Origin of the sequence: Mesorhizobium sp. ANAO-SY3R2 (assembly GCF_042466635.1) — a bacterium.
Taxonomy (GTDB): domain Bacteria; phylum Pseudomonadota; class Alphaproteobacteria; order Rhizobiales; family Rhizobiaceae; genus Aminobacter.
Window position 1 is genome coordinate 582,003 of the sequence record NZ_CP159955.1, and the last position, 20,442, is coordinate 602,444.

Annotated in this window: 18 protein-coding genes; 17 read left to right on the top strand and 1 reads right to left on the bottom strand. The window is 64.1% G+C overall.

All coding sequences use genetic code 11. From position 1 onward, the window contains the following. Positions 1–116 precede the first annotated feature (116 nt). The 6 genes from ABSY17_RS07595 to ABSY17_RS07620 all read left to right on the top strand — a co-directional run bounded on the left by ABSY17_RS07595 (position 117) and on the right by ABSY17_RS07620 (position 5,623). Positions 117–1,115 carry an ABC transporter ATP-binding protein gene (locus ABSY17_RS07595; RefSeq protein ID WP_378948730.1) on the top strand — a complete coding sequence of 333 codons (999 nt, stop codon included), beginning with the start codon at positions 117–119 and terminating at the stop codon, positions 1,113–1,115. Further along, a complete protein-coding gene (locus ABSY17_RS07600; RefSeq protein ID WP_378948733.1) occupies positions 1,112–2,071 on the top strand; it encodes an ABC transporter permease in 960 nt (319 codons plus the stop codon). The genes ABSY17_RS07595 and ABSY17_RS07600 overlap by 4 nt, the downstream gene beginning before the upstream one ends. Then, positions 2,061–2,876 carry an ABC transporter permease gene (locus ABSY17_RS07605; RefSeq protein WP_378948736.1) on the top strand — a complete coding sequence of 272 codons (816 nt, stop codon included), beginning with the start codon at positions 2,061–2,063 and terminating at the stop codon, positions 2,874–2,876. Before ABSY17_RS07600 ends, ABSY17_RS07605 begins: the two co-directional genes overlap by 11 nt. Positions 2,877–2,986: 110 nt before the next feature. Beyond that, a complete protein-coding gene (locus tag ABSY17_RS07610) occupies positions 2,987–4,414 on the top strand; it encodes a gamma-aminobutyraldehyde dehydrogenase (RefSeq protein WP_378948739.1) in 1,428 nt (475 codons plus the stop codon). A 243-nt stretch (positions 4,415–4,657) separates the two neighbouring features. Then, the gene (locus ABSY17_RS07615) at positions 4,658–5,155 is read left to right on the top strand and encodes an ester cyclase (RefSeq protein ID WP_378948742.1); all 498 of its coding nucleotides are present in this window, start codon (positions 4,658–4,660) and stop codon (positions 5,153–5,155) included. Positions 5,156–5,248: 93 nt separating this feature from the next. Then, the gene (locus tag ABSY17_RS07620; protein WP_378948744.1) at positions 5,249–5,623 is read left to right on the top strand and encodes a YbhB/YbcL family Raf kinase inhibitor-like protein; all 375 of its coding nucleotides are present in this window, start codon (positions 5,249–5,251) and stop codon (positions 5,621–5,623) included. 9 nt (positions 5,624–5,632) lie between these two features. Here ABSY17_RS07620 and ABSY17_RS07625 read toward each other — a convergent pair whose 3' ends face one another. Further along, positions 5,633–6,799, bottom strand: a complete 1,167-nt coding sequence (locus tag ABSY17_RS07625) for a dihydrodipicolinate synthase family protein (RefSeq protein ID WP_378948747.1) — start codon at positions 6,797–6,799, stop codon at positions 5,633–5,635. A 255-nt stretch (positions 6,800–7,054) separates the two neighbouring features. On the opposite strand from ABSY17_RS07625, the gene ABSY17_RS07630 reads away from it, so the two are divergent. From ABSY17_RS07630 to ABSY17_RS07680, 11 genes are all read left to right on the top strand, one after another. Next, positions 7,055–8,149 carry a LacI family DNA-binding transcriptional regulator gene (locus tag ABSY17_RS07630; RefSeq protein ID WP_378948749.1) on the top strand — a complete coding sequence of 365 codons (1,095 nt, stop codon included), beginning with the start codon at positions 7,055–7,057 and terminating at the stop codon, positions 8,147–8,149. Positions 8,150–8,264: 115 nt separating this feature from the next. Further along, positions 8,265–9,875, top strand: coding sequence for an acyl CoA:acetate/3-ketoacid CoA transferase (locus tag ABSY17_RS07635; protein ID WP_378948752.1), 1,611 nt, complete (start codon positions 8,265–8,267; stop codon positions 9,873–9,875). Beyond that, on the top strand, positions 9,868–10,647 hold the full coding sequence (locus ABSY17_RS07640) for an enoyl-CoA hydratase/isomerase family protein (RefSeq protein ID WP_378948755.1): 780 nt from the start codon (positions 9,868–9,870) through the stop codon (positions 10,645–10,647). The genes ABSY17_RS07635 and ABSY17_RS07640 overlap by 8 nt, the downstream gene beginning before the upstream one ends. Continuing rightward, entirely contained in the window at positions 10,647–12,161 is a 1,515-nt protein-coding gene (locus tag ABSY17_RS07645) for an aldehyde dehydrogenase family protein (protein WP_378948758.1), read from the top strand. The genes ABSY17_RS07640 and ABSY17_RS07645 overlap by 1 nt, the downstream gene beginning before the upstream one ends. 99 nt (positions 12,162–12,260) lie before the next feature. Further along, positions 12,261–13,514 (top strand): ABC transporter substrate-binding protein, encoded by a 1,254-nt coding sequence (locus ABSY17_RS07650; protein WP_378948761.1) that lies wholly within the window; start codon positions 12,261–12,263, stop codon positions 13,512–13,514. Between the two features lie 62 nt (positions 13,515–13,576). Next, positions 13,577–14,491, top strand: coding sequence for a carbohydrate ABC transporter permease (locus tag ABSY17_RS07655; RefSeq protein ID WP_378948764.1), 915 nt, complete (start codon positions 13,577–13,579; stop codon positions 14,489–14,491). Further along, entirely contained in the window at positions 14,488–15,363 is an 876-nt protein-coding gene (locus tag ABSY17_RS07660; protein WP_378948767.1) for a carbohydrate ABC transporter permease, read from the top strand. Before ABSY17_RS07655 ends, ABSY17_RS07660 begins: the two co-directional genes overlap by 4 nt. 4 nt (positions 15,364–15,367) lie before the next feature. Then, a complete protein-coding gene (locus ABSY17_RS07665; RefSeq protein ID WP_378948770.1) occupies positions 15,368–16,483 on the top strand; it encodes an ABC transporter ATP-binding protein in 1,116 nt (371 codons plus the stop codon). A 1-nt stretch (position 16,484) separates the two neighbouring features. Further along, positions 16,485–17,993 carry a GMC oxidoreductase gene (locus ABSY17_RS07670; protein ID WP_378948772.1) on the top strand — a complete coding sequence of 503 codons (1,509 nt, stop codon included), beginning with the start codon at positions 16,485–16,487 and terminating at the stop codon, positions 17,991–17,993. Further along, positions 17,990–18,766, top strand: a complete 777-nt coding sequence (locus ABSY17_RS07675) for a 3-ketoacyl-ACP reductase (protein ID WP_378948775.1) — start codon at positions 17,990–17,992, stop codon at positions 18,764–18,766. Before ABSY17_RS07670 ends, ABSY17_RS07675 begins: the two co-directional genes overlap by 4 nt. A 10-nt stretch (positions 18,767–18,776) precedes the next feature. Next, positions 18,777–20,432 carry a GMC family oxidoreductase gene (locus tag ABSY17_RS07680; RefSeq protein WP_378948778.1) on the top strand — a complete coding sequence of 552 codons (1,656 nt, stop codon included), beginning with the start codon at positions 18,777–18,779 and terminating at the stop codon, positions 20,430–20,432. Positions 20,433–20,442: the final 10 nt, after the last annotated feature.

Sequence of the window (20,442 nt, forward strand, 5' to 3'; positions counted from 1 at the left end):
GCCTTCGGCGCGACCTCCCCACAAGGGGGAAGTAGGCCGCGCCGTCGGACACCCTCATCCTGCTTTGCAAGCAGGTGAGGGCGTGTGATTTCATGTGTCCAATGGTCGAAAATTCAATGACCCCAGCAGTCTCATTCCAGAAAGTCTCCCGCCATTTCGGCGCGGTGCGCGCCGTCGATGCGGTCGACCTCGAGATAAAGCCCGGCGAATTCTTCGCCATGCTGGGGCCGTCTGGCTCGGGCAAGACCACCTGCCTCAGGCTGGTCGCCGGCTTCGATCAGCCGACCTCGGGCAGCATCTCGATCTTCGGCGAGCGCGCGGAGGGCGTGCCGCCCTATCGCCGCAACGTCAATACCGTGTTCCAGGACTACGCGCTGTTTCCGCATCTCAACGTGCTCGACAATGTCGCCTACGGGTTGATGGTCAAGGGCGTGGGCAAGGACGAGCGCCACCGTGCCGCCGAGGAAGCGCTCAAGATGGTGCAGTTGCCGGGCTATGGCAGCCGCAAGCCTGGCCAGCTCTCAGGCGGCCAGCGCCAGCGCGTCGCACTCGCCCGCGCGCTGGTCAACAAGCCGAAAGTGCTTCTGCTCGACGAGCCATTGGGGGCGCTCGACCTCAAGCTGCGCGAGAGCATGCAGGAAGAGCTCAAATTGCTGCAAAAGGCGCTCGGCATCACTTTCGTGTTCGTCACCCACGATCAGGGCGAGGCGCTGTCGATGGCCGACCGGGTGGCGGTGTTCAACGAGGGCCGCATCATGCAGGTCGGCGCGCCCGAAGACATCTACCAGCGGCCGGCGTCGCGCTTTGTTGCAGATTTCGTCGGCTCCTCCAACGTGCTGCCGCCCGACTTCGTCCAGCGCTACGCCGGCCAGCGGCGCTGGGGCAGCCTGCGCCCGGAATCTATCCGCATCGGTCGTGCAACGACAGGCGACGGTGTCGCCGCCCGCATCGTGTCGCGGCACTATCTCGGTGCCGCCACCAAGCTGGCGCTCGATGCCGATGGCCTGCGGCTGCACGCAACCGTGCCCGCAGGCACGTCCCTGCCCAACGACGGCGAGCGGGTCATGCTCACCTTCAACCGCGACCAGCTCCATCTGATGGAGGAGCCGGCGTGAGCGTCCAGGCTGTGACCCGCGCCAACGCCATCTTGCCGAAACGCGGCGGGATCGGTGGCTCGTTGTCCGACCTTTTGTGGCGGCGCCCTGGGCTGCTGCTGCTGTTGATGCTCGCCCCACCGCTGCTCTGGCTCGGCATCGTCTATATCGGCTCGCTGCTTGCGCTGCTGATGCAGAGCTTCTTTTCCATCGACGAGTATTCTGGCCTGATCAGCCGCCATTTCACGCTCAAGACCTATGGCGACCTGTTCCAGGCTGCGAATATCGACATCATCGTGCGCACGGTGACGATGGCTGCACTGGTGACGCTGGCTTCTGCCGTCGTTGCCTTCCCCATCGCCTACTACGCGGCGCGTTATGCCCGCGGCACATGGAAGGCGCTGTTCTATCTCGGCGTCATGCTGCCGCTGTGGTCGAGCTATCTGGTCAAGATCTATGCCTGGAAGCTGATCCTCGCCAAGGAGGGCATCCTCACCTGGCTGCTTGCCAAGCTGCACCTGTCGTGGCTGCTCGACGCCTGGCTGTCGCTGCCCATCGTCGGCGGCAATTCGCTGTCGGTGTCGTTCACTGGCACCTTCATCGTCTTCGTCTATGTCTGGCTGCCGTTCATGATCCTGCCGATCCAGGCATCCCTCGAACGTGTGCCGTCCAATCTACTGGAGGCCTCGTCCGATCTCGGGGCATCGCCGGGACAGACGTTCCGCAATGTGATTTTCCCGCTTGCCCTGCCGGGCATCGTCGCCGGCTCGATCTTCACCTTCTCGCTGACGCTGGGCGACTACATCATCCCGCAGATCATCGGCACATCTAGGCTGTTCATCGGCCAGGCCGTCTACGCACAGCAGGGCACCGCCGGCAACATCCCGCTCGCTGCAGCCTTCACCGTCGTGCCCATCGTCATCATGGGCTTCTATCTCTGGGGCGCCAAACGCATGAGAGCCTTCGATGCGCTCTGACCGTTCGCAATCCGCGCCCACGGGCATCAAGATCGCGGCGGCGGCGGGCCTCGCCTTCCTGCACCTGCCGATCCTTTTGATCTTCGTCTACGCCTTCACCACCGAGGAGAAGAGCTACCAGTGGCCGCCGCCCGGCTTCACTACGCAGTGGTTCGCCGTCACCTGGGGACGCCCAGATGTCTGGCAGGCGCTCGGCCTGTCGCTGCAGGTCGCGGCAATCGCAACTGCTATCGCGCTGGTGCTCGGCACGTTGTGTGCTGCGGCCGTCAGCCAGACGCGATTCTTCGGCCGCGAGGCGATTTCGCTGCTGGTCATTCTGCCGATCGCGCTGCCCGGCATCATCACTGGCATTGCGCTGCGCTCGGCCTTTAGCCTGGCGGAGATCCCGTTCTCGTTCTGGACGATAGTGCTCGGCCACGCCACCTTCTGCGTCGTCGTCGTCTACAACAACGCGGTGGCACGCTTCCGCCGCACCTCGGGCTCGCTGATCGAGGCGTCGATGGATCTCGGCGCCGACGGTTTCCAGACCTTCCGCCATGTCATCCTGCCCAATATCGGCACGGCGCTGCTTGCCGGCGGCATGCTGGCCTTTGCGCTGTCCTTCGACGAGGTCATCGTCACTACTTTCACCGCCGGCCAGCAGCAGACGCTGCCGATCTGGATGCTCGAGGAACTGGTGCGGCCGCGCCAGCGCCCGGTGACCAATGTCGTCGCCATGGTCGTCGTTCTTGCGACGCTGCTGCCCATCCTTGCCGCCTACTACCTGACCCGCGAAGGCGACCAGATCACCGGGGCGGGGAAATGAAAACAGCGAATAGGGAGTAGTGAGTAGCGAATAGTTCGGTCGTTTGTTTCTACTCGCTATTCGCTACTCCCTATTCGCTCTCTTGAGACAGACATCCAGGGAGAGCTTACATGGACACCCAAATGCTGATCGGCTCGAAGTTCGAGCGGGGCACCGACACGGAGGAAGCTATCCTCAACCCACGCACCGGGGAGACGATCCTCAATCTGCCCGAAGCTTCCCACGCGCAGATCGAGGCGGCGGTGCGCGCTGCCGAGAAGGCCTTTGCCACCTGGTCGAAGACCACGCCGGCGCAGCGTTCGGGCTATCTGTTGAAGATCGCCGACCGCATCGAAGCCGAGGCGCAAGAATTCGCCCGGCTCGAGGCGCTCAACTGCGGCAAGCCGATCAATGCGGTGCTCAACGACGAAATTCCGGCGATCGTCGACTGCTACCGCTTCTTCGCCGGTGCGGTGCGCTCGATGCCGGGGCTGGTGGCGGGCGAATACCTGCCCGGTCACACCTCGATGATCAGGCGCGACCCGATCGGTATCGTCGCCTCCATTGCGCCTTGGAACTATCCGCTGATGATGATGGCCTGGAAGCTTGCTCCCGCCATTGCCGGCGGCAACACGGTGGTCTTCAAGCCCTCGGAGCAGACGCCGCTGACGGCGCTGAAGCTGGCGAAGATCCTGGCCGACGTTCTGCCGGAGGGCGTGGTCAATGTCGTGCTCGGGCGCGGCGAGAGCGTCGGCAATGCGCTGATCAACCACGCCAAGATCAACATGATCTCGATCACCGGCGACGTCGCCACCGGCAAGAAGGTGTTGCAGGCAGCCGCCAAGACGGTCAAGCGTACGCATCTCGAGCTCGGCGGCAAGGCGCCGGTCATCGTCTTCGACGATGCCGACCTGGATGCTGTGGTGAACGGCCTGCGCGCCTTCGGCTACTATAATGCCGGCCAGGACTGCACCGCCGCCTGCCGAATCTATGCCGGCAAGAAAATCTACGACAAGCTGGTCGCCGATCTGTCGTCGGCGGTCTCGACCATCCGCTACGCCAAGGCCGACGACACCGAAAACGAGATCGGGCCGCTGATCTCCAAGCGCCAGCGCGACCGCGTCGCCTCCTTCGTCGAGCGTGCCTCGGAACTCAGGCATATCGACATCACCACCGGTGGCAAGCCGGGCGAGGGCGGCGGCTTCTACTACCAGCCGACCGTGGTTGCGGGAGCGCTGCAGGAGGACGAGATCGTCCGCCGCGAGGTGTTCGGGCCGGTCGTTTCAGTTACGCGCTTCTCCGATGTCGACGAGGCGGTCAACTGGGCCAATGACAGCGACTACGGCCTGGCGTCGTCGGTGTGGACCAGGGACATCTCGCGCGGCATGTCGACGGCGGCGCGGCTGCAATATGGCTGCACCTGGATCAACACGCATTTCATGCTGACCAACGAGATGCCGCATGGCGGCCTCAAGCAGTCGGGCTACGGCAAGGATATGTCGGTCTACGCGCTGGAGGACTACACCGCAGTCCGCCATGTGATGGTTGCGCATGGCTAGATTTCCTCTCGCCGATGGCGAGGCGGAGGAACGTCAGGTGAAGCTCATTTCCGATGCCTCCCTTCCCCTCGGGGGAAGGGATAGAGAGTGGGGGTATTGAGGCTGGTTGCGCGGTCGCTAGCGTTCGTCGTGCGAGCTTGAAAAATTCCCTGCACCATTCCCTCCTTAAAAAGTTGGCGTCGGCATCGCCGCCAGCAACATGTCTCCTATGTACGGAGGAAGAAAAACAAAGGAGGTAGAAACATGCATCGCCGCCAGTTTCTCGCATCCTCAGCACTTGCCACTGCACTCCTGGCCACAGCGCCAGCTATTTTGCCCGCCTTTGCGCAGGGCACGCCCCAGGCCGTGATCGAAGCCTATGTCGCCGCCTGGAACGCCCATGACTCTGCCAAGGCGGCCGATCATTTCGCCGAAGAAGTGGTCTATTACGACGCCTCGGTCGGAAAGCCTGCCGAGGGCAAGGAGACCGCCAAGGTCGGCGTGATCGACAACTTCCTGAACGCGGTTCCCGACGCGGTATGGAAGATGAAGGGCAAACCGGTGGTGCAGGATGACAAGGTCGCATTCGAATGGGAATTCTCCGGTACCAACACCGGCGACTGGGCCGACGGCACCAAGTCCACTGGCAAGAAGTTCTCCTTCCCCGGCGTGTCGGTATTCTCGGTCAAGGACGGCAAGATCGTCAGCCAGAGCGATTATTACGACGCGCTCAGCTTCTACAAGCAACTCGGCCTGATGTGACCGGCAGCATGGCGGCTGATCTGCTATGATGCGCCACTTCGTGGCGTGATGGTTTGGGCCGTCACGCCACGGAATTGGCCGCGGAGGATTGCCATGCACATGATGCTTGCAGGCTCAATTCTACTGGCAATGAGCTCGGCAGCGAGCGCCGAGATGCACATGAGTTTCGAATGGGGGCCAACGAAGAAGTGCTTCGATCCCAACTCGCCGCCGATCCAAATATCCGGCGTGCCTGAAGGCACGGTGAAGCTCGACTTTCTCATGACCGATCTGAATGCGCCCCACTTCCATCATGGCGGCGGCACGGTCGCCTACAAGGGCCAGTCGTCGCTGCCCTATGGCGCGTTCAGATACAAGGGGCCGTGCCCGCCATCGGGCAGCCACACCTATGTCATCAGCGTCAAGGCGCTGGACGCTCACGGCAAGATGCTTGCCGCGGCCAAGGCAAGCCGACGCTTTCCGGAGTAACCGAAGCGGTCAGGCGACGCCGTATTGCGTCATCAGCGCTGTCATCCGCGCGACGGCGAGGTCGGGCCGGTCGAGCACATTGGCCCGGTCGGCGAGGCGGAAGACTTCAGCATAGTGGATCAGTCCGCGCGCCGACTGCATGCCTGACGGCATGGTGAAATGGCTCTGGTGGCCATTCAGCCAGGCGAGGAAGACGATGCCGGCCTTGTAGTATTGCGTCGGTGCCTCGAAGATTTTCCGCGACAGCGGCACCGTCGGCTCGATCGTGCCGCGGAAGGTGGCAAGATCGTCGTTGGCTAAAGCAGCAAGCGCCTTCGATGCCTGGGGCGCCACCGCATCGAAGATGCCGAGCAAAGCGTGGCTGTGCCTGAAACCGTCGCCCTCGATCAGATTGGCATAGTTGAAGTCGTCGCCGGTGAAGCAGATCACGCCCTCGGGCAGGCGCCGGCGCAACTCCACCTCATGGGCCTGGTCGAGCAGCGAGATCTTGATGCCGTCCACCTTGTCCTTGTGGTCGGCGATGATGGCGAGCACCGTGTCGAGGGCATCCTCAACCCGCCTGCTGCCCCAGTAGCCCTGGAGTTCGGGGTCGAACATGTCGCCCAGCCAGTGCAGGATGACCTTGTCCCTGGCCTGACCGAGGATGCGGCCATAGACCTTGTGATAATCGCCGGGCGAGGTGGCGACATGGGCGAGCGCGCGGCTCGCCATCATGATCGCGCGGCCGCCGTGCTTCTCGACGAAGCCGAACTGTTCTTCGTAAGCCGCGATCACGTCGTCGAGCGAACGCGCATCGCGCTTGTCGAGTTGGTCAGTGCCGGCACCGCAGGCGAGGTCGGCGCCGGGCACAGTGCGCATCTCTGCGAGCGAGCGGCGGATCAGCTCCTGGGCACCCGCCCAGTCGAGCCCCATGCCGCGCTGCGAGGTGTCCATCGCTTCGGCGATCTTGAAGCCCAGCGACCAGAGATGATGGCGGAAGGCCATCGTCGCATCCCAGTCGATCGCCGGCTTGTCCCACGGCATCGAAACCGCCCACGGGTCGGAGACGACGTGGGCTGCGGCATAGGCGATGCGGCTGAAAACGGGCATGGTGGAGGGGCGCTCCAGCGGCGTGCCGACGAGCCGATACTCCGTCACAGTGCGGTCCGCCTGCGGCAGGTTCACGAGCCTGGTCATGGGTTCCTCCCTTGATCGACGCATCTGGTAATTTAGATCGTTCCAAATTTCAAGGCTATTCGTGCCCGGCATGTGGCGACTGCCGACGATCGCTGGTGATTTGTATCGTCAAGTCGGGAAAACAAAAAAAATCGTTTGAATTAGATCATACCGGGGGCCAGAGCTGCCATATGGCCTTTGTGCTCCACAAGCATCAGGCCTGAAGCAGGCCTTCCCGATGCGCCGATTGCTTGACAATTTGGAACGATCCAATTAATGGATTCGCGAAATGGGCCTCAAGACGCCCGTGCCTGGAGGGTCAGGTTGAAGCAGTCGAAGGTGACGGTCGTCGATGTCGCGCGCGCCGCCGGCGTGTCCAAGTCGACCGTGTCGCTGGTGCTCCAGGGTAGCTCGCTGGTCAACGAGCAGACGCGCGCCAGGGTCGGCGCGGTGATCCGTGAGCTCGGCTATGTCTATAATCGGGGCGCCGCCAACCTGCGCCAAGCGAAATCGAAGATCGTCGGCATCGTCGTCAACGACCTGACCAACAGCTTCTTCGCCGAACTGGCCGTCGGCATGGACATGGTCGTGCAGTCCGCCGGCTACATCCAGTTTATGGCCAATACTTCCGAGAATGCCGACCGGCAGGGCGAGGTGATCGCCTCGATGCGCGAGCACGGCATGGCCGGGCTGATCCTGTCGCCGGCGCGCGGTACCACTGCCGCCGACCTCAAGCCGCTGGTCGACAGCGGCCTGCCCGTGGTGCTCGTGGCGCGCAACGTTCCGGGGCTGAAGGTGTCTTCGGTGGTTTCGGACGGCCAGGCGGGCGCTGCCGCCGCCGTGCGTCATCTCATCTCGCTCGGGCATCGCCGCATCGCCTTCCTCGGCGGCTTCAGCGATACCGCCGTCTTCGACGAGCGCATGCGCGGCTTTCGCGAGGGGCTGCGCGAGACCGGCCTCGAAGCCGCAGATGAGCTTGTCATCAGTTCCGCACCTTCCCGCGCCGGCGGCGTGGCAGCGGTCGAGCGGATGCTGCTGCTCGGAGACCGGCCGACTGCGGCCTTGTGCTTCAACGACGCTGTGGCGTTTGGCGTCTGCGATGGCTTGCGCAGCGCGCGCATCGAGCCGGGCACAGAGTTCGGCGTCATCGGCTTCGACGACGTGATCGAGGCAAAGACTGCAGTGCCGGCGCTGACCACCGTCTCGGTCAACCCGCAGGGCATGGGCCGGCGGGCGGCGCAACTGCTGCTCAAGCAGATCAACGCCGGTCATTTCGACGCCGAGGCGATCGTTGCCTCGGTCCGGCTGGTGGTGCGCGAAAGCTGCGGCGCGCCGCAAGGAACCAGGGAGCAAGGAGTGCATTCGGCATGACGCGCTGGGGGCCGATCAGGGCGAGCATGATCGGCGCGATCCGCGCGAGCAGGCTTGCGGTCGTACAGTTGGCGCGACCTGCAAGGCAGTCGCCATCGAAGCGGGGCTCTGAACTATGGGCAAGCACGTAACACCGGCCGAAGCGGCCAGCCTGATTCCTGATGGTGCCGTGGTCTCGGTGTCGTCGTCGAGCGGGCTGGGTTGCCCCGACCTGATGCTTTGGGCGATCGGCGAACGCTTCGAGGCATCAGGGCATCCGCGCGAGCTGACGACGCTGCACCCGATCGCCGCCGGCGACATGAGCGGCATCAAGGGGGTCGACCATATCGCCAGGAAGGGCCTGTTGAAGAAGGTCATCGCTGGCTCCTATCCTTCCGGTCCGTCGAGCGCCGAGCCGCCGCTGATCTGGCAGATGATCGGCAATGAAGAGGTCGCCGCCTACAACGTGCCCTCGGGCATCATGTTCGATATGCACCGCGAGGCAGCAGCCAAGCGGCCCGGCGTGCTGACCAAGGTCGGGCTCGACACCTTCGTCGACCCGGAGCGCCAGGGCTGCGCCATGAATGAACGCGCCGCTGCAGAACCGCTGGTCAGGAAGATCACCTTCGAGGGCGAGGACTGGCTCTTTTTTCCTATTATCAAGCCGCAGGTGGCCATCATCCGCGCCACCACGGCCGACGAAGGCGGGAACCTGACTTATGAGCATGAAGGGGCCTATCTCGGCGGGCTCGACCAGGCGCTGGCCGCCCGCAACAATGGCGGCATCGTCATTGCCCAGGTCAAGCGCATCACCAAGGCCGGCTCGCTCAGGCCGCATGACGTGCGCGTGCCCGGCATGCTGGTCGATTACATCGTCGTCGATCCCGAGCAGAAGCAGACGACCCAGACGGGCTACGATCCGGCGATCTCGGGCGAGATCATGCGCCCGCTCGACAGTTTTCGCGTGCCCGAATTCAACATCCAGAAGGTTATCGCGCGCCGCGTGGCGCAGGAACTGGAAGCGGGCAGTGCGGTCAATCTGGGCTTCGGCATTTCGGCCAATGTGCCGCGCATCCTGCTCGAAGAGGGGCTGCACGGCGAGGTCACCTGGGTGATCGAGCAGGGGGCCGTCGGCGGTGTGCCGCTGCTCGATTTCGCCTTCGGCTGCGCCTCCAACGCCGATGCCTTCATGCCCTCGCCCTACCAGTTCACCTATTTCCAGGGCGCGGGCTTCGACGCCTCGCTGCTGTCGTTCCTCGAGATCGACCGCAACGGTTCGGTCAACGTCTCAAAACTCAGCTTCCGGCCGCATGTGACGGCGGGCGCCGGCGGTTTCGTCGACATCACCGCGCGGGCGAAGAAGATCGTCTTCTCCGGCATGTTCAATGCCGGTGCCAAGCTAGACATTGCCAGCGGCAAGCTGGTCATCGACAGGGAAGGCAAGCTCAGGAAGCTGGTCAACGAGGTCGAGCATGTCACCTTCTCGGGCCGCCGCGGCGTCGAGCAGGGCCAGGACATCACTTATGTCACCGAGCGCTGCGTCATGAAGCTGACATCAGAGGGCGTCGTTTTGACCGAGATCGCGCCCGGCGTCGATCTTGCGGCGCATATCCTGGAACAGTCGGAATTCCCGTTGATCGTCTCCGACAAACTCAAGCAGATGGATGCGGCATTGTTCGCCCCGGCCCCTATCGGGCTCAAGCTGCCGCGCAAGGCCGTGCGCAGGCTGGAGGGCATCAATGGTTGACCCGCGCATCAAGGTAGACTTCGACGGCCATCTCGCGGCCATCACAGTGGCGCGGCCGGAAAGGCTCAATGCGCTCGACATCGACATGCTGAAGGCGCTGTCGGCGGCCTGCGACGAGGTCGAGGCCAATGCGGAGATCCGTGTCGCCATCCTCACCGGCGAGGGCAAGGCGTTTTCGGCGGGCGGCGACATCAAGGCCTGGGGCGGCATGACGCCCAACGAGTTCGGCCACGCCTGGGTGCGCTTCGGCCACCGCGTGTTCGAGCGGCTGGCGACGTTGCGCATGCCGCTGATCGCCGCCATCAACGGCCACGCGCTGGGCGGGGGACTGGAACTCGCCATTGCCGCTGATATCCGCATCGCTGAACGCCATGTGAAGATCGGCCTGCCCGAGACCGGGCTCGGCATGGTGCCGGGCTGGTCGGGCACGCAGCGACTGGTGCGCCGCGCCGGTGCGCAGGTGGTGCGCCGCATGGTGCTGGGCGGCGAGGTTTTTTCCGCTGACGAGGCGGCGGCACTCGGGCTGGTCGATCATGTGGTCGACACTGGCCAGGCACTCGCTGCCGCGCGCGACTGTGCGGCCCGGATCGCAGCGCGTGGCCCTGCGGCATTGGAGGTCGCAAAATTGATGATCGCTACGGCCAATGGCGAAGACAATGGGACCGCTGTCGAGGCGCTGGGCTCGATTCTCGTCGCCAAGACCGGCGACCTGAGGGAAGGGCTCGCCGCCTTCAGCGAAAAGCGCGCGACGAAATTTGCGGGAGAATGGTGATGACGGTCCTGATGCGCCCAAAGCCGCTCGACGGCTTCAAGGTCCGCGAATTCAAGATGCTGATCGACGGCAAATGGAGCGGCGGCACAGAGGGCAAAACCATCGAGCGCGCCAGTCCCGGCCATGGCACTGTGGTCAGCCGCTACGCGGCGGCGACGTCAGCCGATGCGAGCCGCGCCATCGCCGCCGCGCGAAAGGCCTTCGACGACGGGCACTGGCCGCGAATGACCGGTGCCGAGCGCTCGCGCATTTTGCTGCGCTGTGCCGACCTGATCGAGCAGCGTTCGGACGAACTCGCCTTTCTCGACTGCATCGAATCCGGCAAGCCGATCTCGCAGGCGAGGGGCGAACTCGGAGGTGCCGCCGACATCTGGCGCTATGCGGCCGCCCTTGCCCGCGACCTGCATGGCGAGAGCTACAACACGCTCGGCGACGGCACGCTGGGCGTGGTGCTGCGCGAGGCGATTGGCGTCGTCTCCATCATCACGCCGTGGAACTTCCCGTTCCTGATCGTCAGCCAGAAGCTTCCTTTCGCGCTCGCCGCCGGGTGCACTGCCGTGGTCAAGCCGTCGGAGCTGACCTCTGCTTCAACGCTGGTGCTGGGCGAAATCCTGCTCGAAGCGGGTGTGCCGGCGGGCGTGGTCAACATCATCGTCGGCACCGGACCCGAAGTCGGCGCGCCGCTGACCAGCCACGCGGGCGTCGACATGGTGTCCTTCACCGGCTCGACCGGGGTGGGGCGGCTGACCATGGCCAATGCGGCGCAGACGCTGAAGAAGGTATCGCTGGAACTCGGCGGCAAGAACCCGCAGATCGTCTTCCCCGACGCCAATCTCGACGACTTCATCGATGCGGCGGTGTTCGGCGCCTATTTCAACGCCGGCGAATGCTGCAATGCCGGCTCGCGGTTGATCGTCCATCGCGACATCGCCGACGAGGTTGTTTCCAGGGTCGCCGCGCTGTCTGCGAAGGTCAAGGTCGGCGATCCGCTCGATCCTTTGGCGCAAGTTGGTGCAATCATCACGCCGCAGCATCTTGCGAAGATTGTAAACTATGTGAAAGGTGCAAGTGAAAGTGGCGCAAGTATCGCCATCGGTGGTTCTGCTGCCGATCTCGGCCTTGGCCAGTTCATGGAACCGACGATCCTGTCGTCGGTCGCCCCCGAAATGTCGGTGGCGCGTGAGGAGGTGTTCGGACCGGTGCTTTCGGTACTTGCCTTCGAGACCACAGATGAGGCGATCCGCATCGCCAATGCGATCGACTATGGCCTGTCGGCTGGCGTGTGGAGTCGCGACTTCGACACCTGCCTGAGCGTCGGCCGTCGCGTGCGGGCCGGCACCATCTGGATGAACACCTTCATGGACGGCGCCGCCGAACTGCCCTTCGGCGGCTACCGCCAGTCGGGCATCGGCCGCGAACTCGGCCGCCATGCCGTCGAGGACTATACAGAGACGAAGACGCTGAACATGCATGTCGGACCGCGAACGGGCCACTGGATGCCCAAGGAGGCATAGGCCCGAGCGGTCGGGAGGAGGGATTCCCCGAGGCGGAGCCAAGGGGAAATTATGGCACGCGATAGCGCGTGAAGAGCTTGCAACCCGGGAGGAACTGGAATGCGTAAGTTTTTGATGAGTACCGCAGCCGTGGCGACGTTGCTCGCTGCGCCGATGCCGCTGGCGCATGCTGCCGATAGCGTCGAAGTGCTGCACTGGTGGACATCCGGCGGCGAGGCCGCGGCTCTCGACGTGCTGAAGAAGAACCTCGAAAGCCAGGGCGTCACCTGGAAGGACATGCCGGTTGCCGGCGGCGGCGGCGAAGCGGCGATGACGGCGCTGCGCGCCCGCGTCACGGCAGGCGATCCGCCCACCGCCGTGCAGGCGCTCGGCTTCGACATCACCGACTGGGCCAAGCAGGGCGTGGTCGGCGACCTTGGCGAAGTGGCGGACAAGGAAGGCTGGGACAAGGTTGTGCCGGCGGCACTCCAGAACTTCGCCAAGCATGATGGCAAATGGATTGCAGCACCGGTCAATGTGCACTCGACCAACTGGGTCTGGATCAGCAAGAAGGCGCTTGATGCCGCCGGCGGCAAGGCGCCCGAGAGCTGGGACGAACTCGTTGCCGTGCTCGACAAGATGCAAGCCAACGGCATCACCCCGCTCGGCCATGGCGGCCAGGCCTGGCAGGACGCCACCATCTTCGACGCCGTCGTGCTGTCGCTCGGCACGGATTTCTACAAATCGTCGATGATCGATCTCGATCCGGCAGCACTGGGTTCCGACAAGATGGTCGAGGCCTTCGACCGCATGGCCAAGCTCAAGACTTATGTCGACAAGGACTTCTCCGGCCGCGACTGGAACCTTGCCTCGGCGATGGTCATCGAGGGCAAGGCCGGCATGCAGATGATGGGCGACTGGGCCAAGGGCGAGTTCCTGAAGGCAGGCCAGAAGCCGGGCACCGACTTCGTCTGCATCCGCTTCCCCGGCACGCAGGGCGCGGTCACCTTCAACTCCGACATGTTCATGATGTTCAAGGTCGGCGACGACAAGAAGCCGGCGCAGCTGAAGATGGCCGCCGACATCGAGGATCCGGCCTTCCAGTCGTCGTTCAACGTGGTCAAGGGCTCGGTGCCGGCGCGCACCGACGTGCCGGATACAGCCTTCGACGATTGCGGCAAGAAGGGCATCAAGGACCTGGCCGAAGCCAACTCCAGCGGCAAGCTGTTCGGCTCCATGGCGCATGGCTATGCGGCCCCGGCTGCGGTCAAGAACGCGCTCTATGACGTGGTCACCCGCCACTTCAACGGCGAGCTCGACTCCAAGGCCGCCGCCGCCGCGCTGGTCGAGGCGGTTGCCGCCGCCAAGGGCTGATTTTAGCCCGTGCCCCGGCTCCGGCCGGGGCACTTCCTACCTGACAACCAGAGGCTGGACTCATGGCCGAACTCACGACGACCGCCCCCCGCGCGGTGGCGAACCCGCGTGCGACGCTGCAGGATCTTCTGCCGAAGATCGTGCTGGCGCCGAGCTTCGCGGTGATCCTCATCTTCGTCTACGGCTTCATCATCTTCACAGCCTTCCTGTCGTTCTCCGGCTCGAAGCTGCTGCCAGACTTTTCCACCTGGGTCGGCTTCGGCAATTATGTCAGGCTGTTCAACCACCCGAACTGGATCACCGCGCTCAAGAACCTCGCCATATTCTCGGTACTCTACATCGTGGTGTGCAGTGCAATCGGCCTGGGCCTCGCCATCTTCCTCGACCAGAAGATTCGCGGCGAAGGTTTTCTGCGGCCGATCTATCTCTACCCCATGGCGCTGTCCTTCATCGTCACCGGCGTCGCCTGGAAATGGTTCCTCGATCCCGGCATCGGCCTCGAGCACGTGATGCAGTCGTGGGGCTGGGAGAGCTTCTCGTTCCGCTGGATCAAGGAAGGCAAGATGGCGATCTACACCATCGTCATCGCCGCGGTCTGGCAGTCGTCCGGCTTCGTCATGGCGATGTTCCTCGCCGGGTTGCGCGGCGTCGACAACGAGATCATCAAGGCGGCCCAGATCGACGGCGCCTCGACCATGACCATCTACCGCCGCATCATCATCCCGCTGATGCGGCCGGTATTCCTTTCGGCCTTCGTGGTGCTCGCCCACCTCGCCATCAAGTCCTACGACCTTGTCGTGGCGATGACTGACGGCGGCCCCGGCACTGCGACCTGGACGCCTGCGCTGTTCATGCAGAAATTCACCTTCGGCCGCAACGAGATGGGCATGGGCGCCGCCTCGGCCATCATCATGCTGATGATGATCTTCGCGATCATCGTGCCCTATCTCTATTCCGAACTGGGGAGGAAGAAATGAGCTCCCAGGAAGTCGCCACCCGCAACGGCGTCTTCGCCCGCGCCCTGATCTATGCCGTGCTGATCCTGTTTGCGGTCTACTACCTGCTGCCGCTCTACGTGATGATCGTCAATTCGCTGAAGCCGCTGGAGGAGATCCGGCAGGGCAACATGCTGGCGCTGCCGCAGCAATGGACGATCGCGCCGTGGCTGTCGGCCTGGTCGACGGCGCAGATCGGCGTGCAGCCGACGGGCCTAAAACCCTATTTCCTCAACTCGGTGCTGATGGTTGTGCCGGCCGTCGCCCTCTCGACCATGCTCGGCGCGCTCAACGGCTATGTGCTGACCAAATGGCGTTTCAAGGGCGACAACATCGTCTTCGGCATGATGCTGCTTGCCTGCTTCATCCCGTTCCAGATCGTGCTGATCCCGTCGGCGCGCATTCTCGGACTGACCGGGCTTGCCGGCACCATCACCGGGCTGGTGCTGATCCACGCCATCTACGGCCTCGGCTTCACCACGCTGTTCTTCCGCAACTACTACGAGGCGTTCCCGACCGAACTGGTGCGCGCAGCGCAGATCGACGGCGCGAGCTTCTTCCAGATTTTTCGGCGCATTTTGCTGCCGTCGTCGGGGCCGATCATCGTCGTCACCGTCATCTGGCAGTTCACCAACATCTGGAACGACTTCCTGTTCGGCTCGTCCTTCTCCGGCTTTAACTCCATTCCGATCACGGTGGCGCTGAACAACCTGGTCAACTCATCGACCGGCGTGAAGGAATACAACGTCCACTTCGCCGGCGCGATCCTTGCGGCGCTTCCCACCCTCATCGTCTACATCGTCTCCGGACGCTACTTCGTGCGCGGCCTGATGGCCGGCGCGGTCAAGGGGTAAGCCCATGTCGTTCCTCAAGATCAGCAGTCTCTACAAGTCCTACGGCCAGGTGGAGATCCTCAAGGACATCAACATCGAGATCGACAAGGGCGGATTCCTGGTGCTCGTCGGACCGTCCGGCTGCGGCAAGTCCACGCTGCTCAACACGATTGCCGGGCTGGAGCCGATCACCTCGGGCGAGATTGCCATCAACGGCAAGTCGGTCAACGGGCTGCATCCGTCGAAGCGCGACATCGCCATGGTGTTCCAGTCCTATGCGCTCTACCCGAACATGACGGTCGCGGGGAACATCGCCTTCGGCATGGAAATCCGCGGCGTGCCCAAGGACGAGCGCGACAAGGCGATCAAGCAGGTCGCCGACATCTTGCAGATCGGCCACCTGCTCGACCGCAAGCCGAGCCAGCTCTCCGGCGGCCAGCGCCAGCGCGTTGCCATGGGCCGGGCGCTGGTGCGCAATCCCCAAGTGTTCCTGTTCGACGAGCCGCTGTCCAACCTCGACGCCAAGCTGCGCGTCGACATGCGCACCGAGATCAAGCGCCTGCACCAGCGCATGAAGACGACCATCGTCTACGTCACCCACGACCAGATCGAGGCGATGACGCTGGCTTCCAAGATCGCCGTGCTCAAGGACGGCATACTCCAGCAGTTCGGCACGCCGGCCGAGATCTACAACAGTCCGGCCAACATGTTCGTCGCCGACTTCATGGGTTCGCCGGCGATGAACCTGCTCAACGGCAGGCTCGAAGGCGGGGCGGAGGGGTTGAGCGTGGTGCTCGACCGGCCCGGCGAACGGCCACTGGCGCTACCCATCAAGACGGCGAACGGCGCGCTCGGCGCCTATTCGGGCAAGGAGATCATCTTTGGTGTGCGCCCGGAGGCGCTGACAGATCCCGACGGTGCCGACCGCAACGCTAAGTCCATCGCCCAGGGCGATTGCCTGATCGAGGTGGTGGAGCCGGCGGGTTCGGATACCTTCGCCGTTACCAAACTGGGCGGCAAGGAAGTGGTGGCGCGCCTGCGCGCCGATGCGCACATTTCGGCGGGCCAGACGACGAAGCTCGCCTTCAATCTCGACAAGGCGGTCTTCTTCGACCCCAAGAGCCAGTTGCGTATCGGCTGACATGAGCGCATCGCCTGACATCGTCATCATCGGCTCTGGCATCGGCGGCGCGACGGTCGCTGCCGGCCTCGCCACGACCGGCGCTGAAATCCTGATCCTGGAGACCGGAGGTCACATTGAGGACCGTCCCGAAAACCGCGACCAGCGCGCCATCTTCCAGCGTGGCCATTTCCGCCCCGACGAGACCTGGTACGATTCAGACGGCAACGGCTTCAACCCTGGCAACTACTACAATGTCGGCGGCAATTCGAAATTCTACGGCGCGGTTCTGACGCGATATCGCCGCGAGGATTTTGCCGAGATGCGCCATCTCGAAGGCATCTCGCCGGCGTGGCCGTTTCCTTACGAGGAACTGGAGCCGTGGTATGGGCTGGCTGAGGAACTGTACCAGGTGCGCGGCGCGCTGGGCGAAGACCCGACCGAGCCCGCGCATTCCAAGCCCTATGGCTTGCCGCCGATCGCCGACGAGCCGGCAATCGCCAAGCTGCGGGCGCGCCTTACGGCCAAGGGCGTACATCCCTATTCGCTGCCGCTCGGTGTCGACATCGAGCGCTGGCTCGCCAAGGGCAAGACGCCGTGGGACGCTCACCCCAACAGCTTCGACGGCAAGATGGACGCCGAGACGGCAGCACTCGCGGCGGCGCTAAAGCATGAAAACGTCAGGCTGCAGACCGGCGCGAAGGTGACGCGGCTGGAGACCGATCCCGACGGGCGCAACATATCAGCGGTGCACTTCACGCAAGCTGGCGAGAGCCGGGTGCTCAGGCCGAAGCTTGTCATCCTGTCGGCAGGTGCGGTGCAGTCGGCGACACTTCTGCTGCGCTCAGCCAACGACGCCTATCCGAACGGACTTGCCAATAGCTCCGACCAGGTCGGCCGCAACTTCATGAACCACAACTCGACGGCGGTGATTGCGCTCAGCCCGTGGTTCCGCAACGATTCTGTCTACCAGAAGACTTTCGGCTTCAACGATTTCTACCTCTCGGACGGCGAGGGCGGACCGCCGCTCGGCAATGTGCAACTGCTCGGGCGCGTTTCGGGCACGATCCTGAAAGGCGTGATGCCGTCGGTGCCGGAATGGCTGCTGAACCTGATCGCGGCGCATTCGATCGACTTCTACGCGATCAGCGAGGACCTGCCGTCGCCGGAAAGCCGTGTGATGGTCGACGGCGACCGCATCGTGCTCAAATGGGTGCGCACCAACTGGGACACGCATCTGAAGCTGGTGGAGAAGCTCAAGGCGGTGCTGCGTAGTGCAGGCTTTCCTGTTGTCATGTCCCGCGCCTTCGACAAGCGCACGCCCTCGCACCAGTGCGGCACCGTGCGGATGGGCAAGGACCCCAAGGACGCGCCGCTCGACGTTTGGTGTCGCGCTTTCGACCACCCGAACCTGTTCGTGGTCGATGCGAGCTTCCTGCCGACCTCGGCGGCGGTCAATCCGGCGCTGACGATTGCAGCGCAGGCGCTGCGCGTCGCCGACCACATCGCCACGAAGGACCTCGCGGCATGAGCGCCCAGGCGAAACCGGTGGCGCTGGTGACCGGTGCGCGCCGCGGCATCGGCCTTGCCGTCGCAAAGGCGCTTGCCGAAGCGGGCTTCGACCTCGCCATCACCGATCGCGAGGAGGACCGGGCTGCGGCCGACGCCGTGTCCGGCCTTGAAATGCACGGTGCCAAGGTACTGTTCGTCGCCTCCGACCTCGCCGACATTGGCGGCCATGCCGCGACGGTGGCGAAGATCGTGGAGCATTTCGGGCGGGTCGACTGCCTGGTCAACAATGCCGGCATCGCCTCCAGGGTGCGCGGGGACTTCCTCGAACTCACATCAGAGAATTTCGACGCCATCATGGCGGTCAATCTGCGCGGCACGGTGTTCTTTACCCAGGCCGTGCTCAGGGCGATGCTGGCCATTCCGCTGTCGGGCCAGCGCCGAACCGTGATCAACATCACCTCGATCTCGGCCGAAATGACCTCTCCCGAGCGGCTCGACTACTGCATGTCGAAGGCCGGGCTCGCCGCCTTCACACAAGGCCTGACGCTCAGGCTCGCCGGCACCGGCATCGACGTCTTCGAGATCCGGCCAGGCATCATCCGTTCCGACATGACCGCCAAGGTGGCGGAAAAATACGACCGGCTGATCGCCGACGGGCTGGTGCCAGCAAAACGCTGGGGCGAGCCCGATGATATCGGCCGCATCGCCGCCGCACTTGCCGGCGGCGCCTTCGGCTTCGCCAGCGGTTCGATCATCAAGGCCGACGGCGCGCTGTCGGTCGCGCGACTGTGAGAGCAGGACGATGACCTACGACTACATCATCACAGGTGCTGGCCCCGCCGGCTGCGTGCTCGCCAACCGGCTGAGCGAGGATCCTGACGTGCGCGTTTTGCTGCTGGAAGCCGGCGGCGGCGACTGGAATCCTTTGTTCCACATGCCGGCTGGCTTCGCCAAGATGACTAAGGGCGTGGCAAGCTGGGGCTGGGAGACCGTGCCGCAGAGACACATGAAGGGCCGCGTGCTGCGCTACACCCAGGCCAAAGTGATTGGCGGCGGCTCCAGCATCAACGCCCAGCTCTACACACGCGGCAATGCTGCCGACTACGATCTGTGGGCGAGTGAGGACGGCTGCACCGGCTGGGACTACCGATCGGTGCTGCCCTACTTCAAGCGCTGCGAGGACAATCAGCGCTTCGCCGACGACTATCATTCCTATGGCGGGCCGCTTGGGGTGTCGATGCCGTCGGCGGCGCTGCCGATCTGCGACGCCTATATCCGCGCCGGCCAGGAGCTCGGCATTCCCTACAATCACGACTTCAACGGCCGCCAACAGGCCGGCGTCGGTTTCTACCAGCTGACCCAGCGCAACAAGCGCCGCTCGTCGGCGGCCATGGGCTATCTCGATCCGATCAAGGATCGTCGCAACCTGACGGTCCGTCTCGGCGCGCGGGTCGCCCGCATCGTGGTCGAAAAGGGCAGGGCGGTCGGCGTCGAGGTGGCCAGCGGCAATGGTGTCGAGATCATCCGCTCGACGCGCGAGGTGCTGGTCTCGTCGGGCGCGATCGGCTCGCCCAAGCTGCTGCTGCAGTCGGGCATCGGCCCGGCCGATCATCTCAAAAGCGTCGGTGTATCAGTCGTCCACGACCTCAAGGGCGTCGGCGAGAACATGCAGGACCATCTCGACCTGTTCGTCATCTCCGAATGCACGGGAGATCACACCTACGACAATGTCGCGAAGCTTCACCGCACGCTGTGGGCAGGGCTGCAATATGTGCTGTTCCGCAGCGGCCCGGTGACGTCGAGCCTCTTTGAGACCGGTGGCTTTTGGTATGCTGATCCCGATGCGCGCTCGCCCGACATCCAGTTCCACTTAGGCCTTGGCTCGGGCATCGAGGCCGGCGTTGCACGACTCAAGAATGCGGGGGTGACGCTGAACTCGGCCTATCTGCATCCGCGCTCGCGCGGCACGGTGCGGCTCGCCTCGAACGATCCGGCGGCGGCCCCCCTGATTGATCCGAACTACTGGGCCGATCCGCACGACCGCAAGATGTCGATCGAGGGTCTCAGGATCGCGCGCGAGATCATGCAGCAGACGGCGCTCAAGCCGTTCGTGCTGGCCGAGCGGCTGCCGGGGCCCGGCAAGGTCAGCGACGAGGACCTGTTCGATTATGGCTGCGCCAACGCCAAGACCGATCACCATCCCGTCGGCACCTGCAAGATGGGCACCGACGACATGGCTGTTGTCGACCTCGAACTCAAGGTGCGCGGCATCGAGGGCCTGCGCGTCTGCGACAGTTCTGTGATGCCGCGCGTGCCCTCCTGCAACACCAACGGGCCGACGATCATGGTCGGCGAAAAAGGCGCCGACATCGTCCGGAACCGCGAGCCGCTGCCGCCTGTCATTTTCGCCCACGAGCGCAATGATGCCCGCCCGCGGGCGCGCGCCGAGGTCAGGTAGGCCGCAGCTG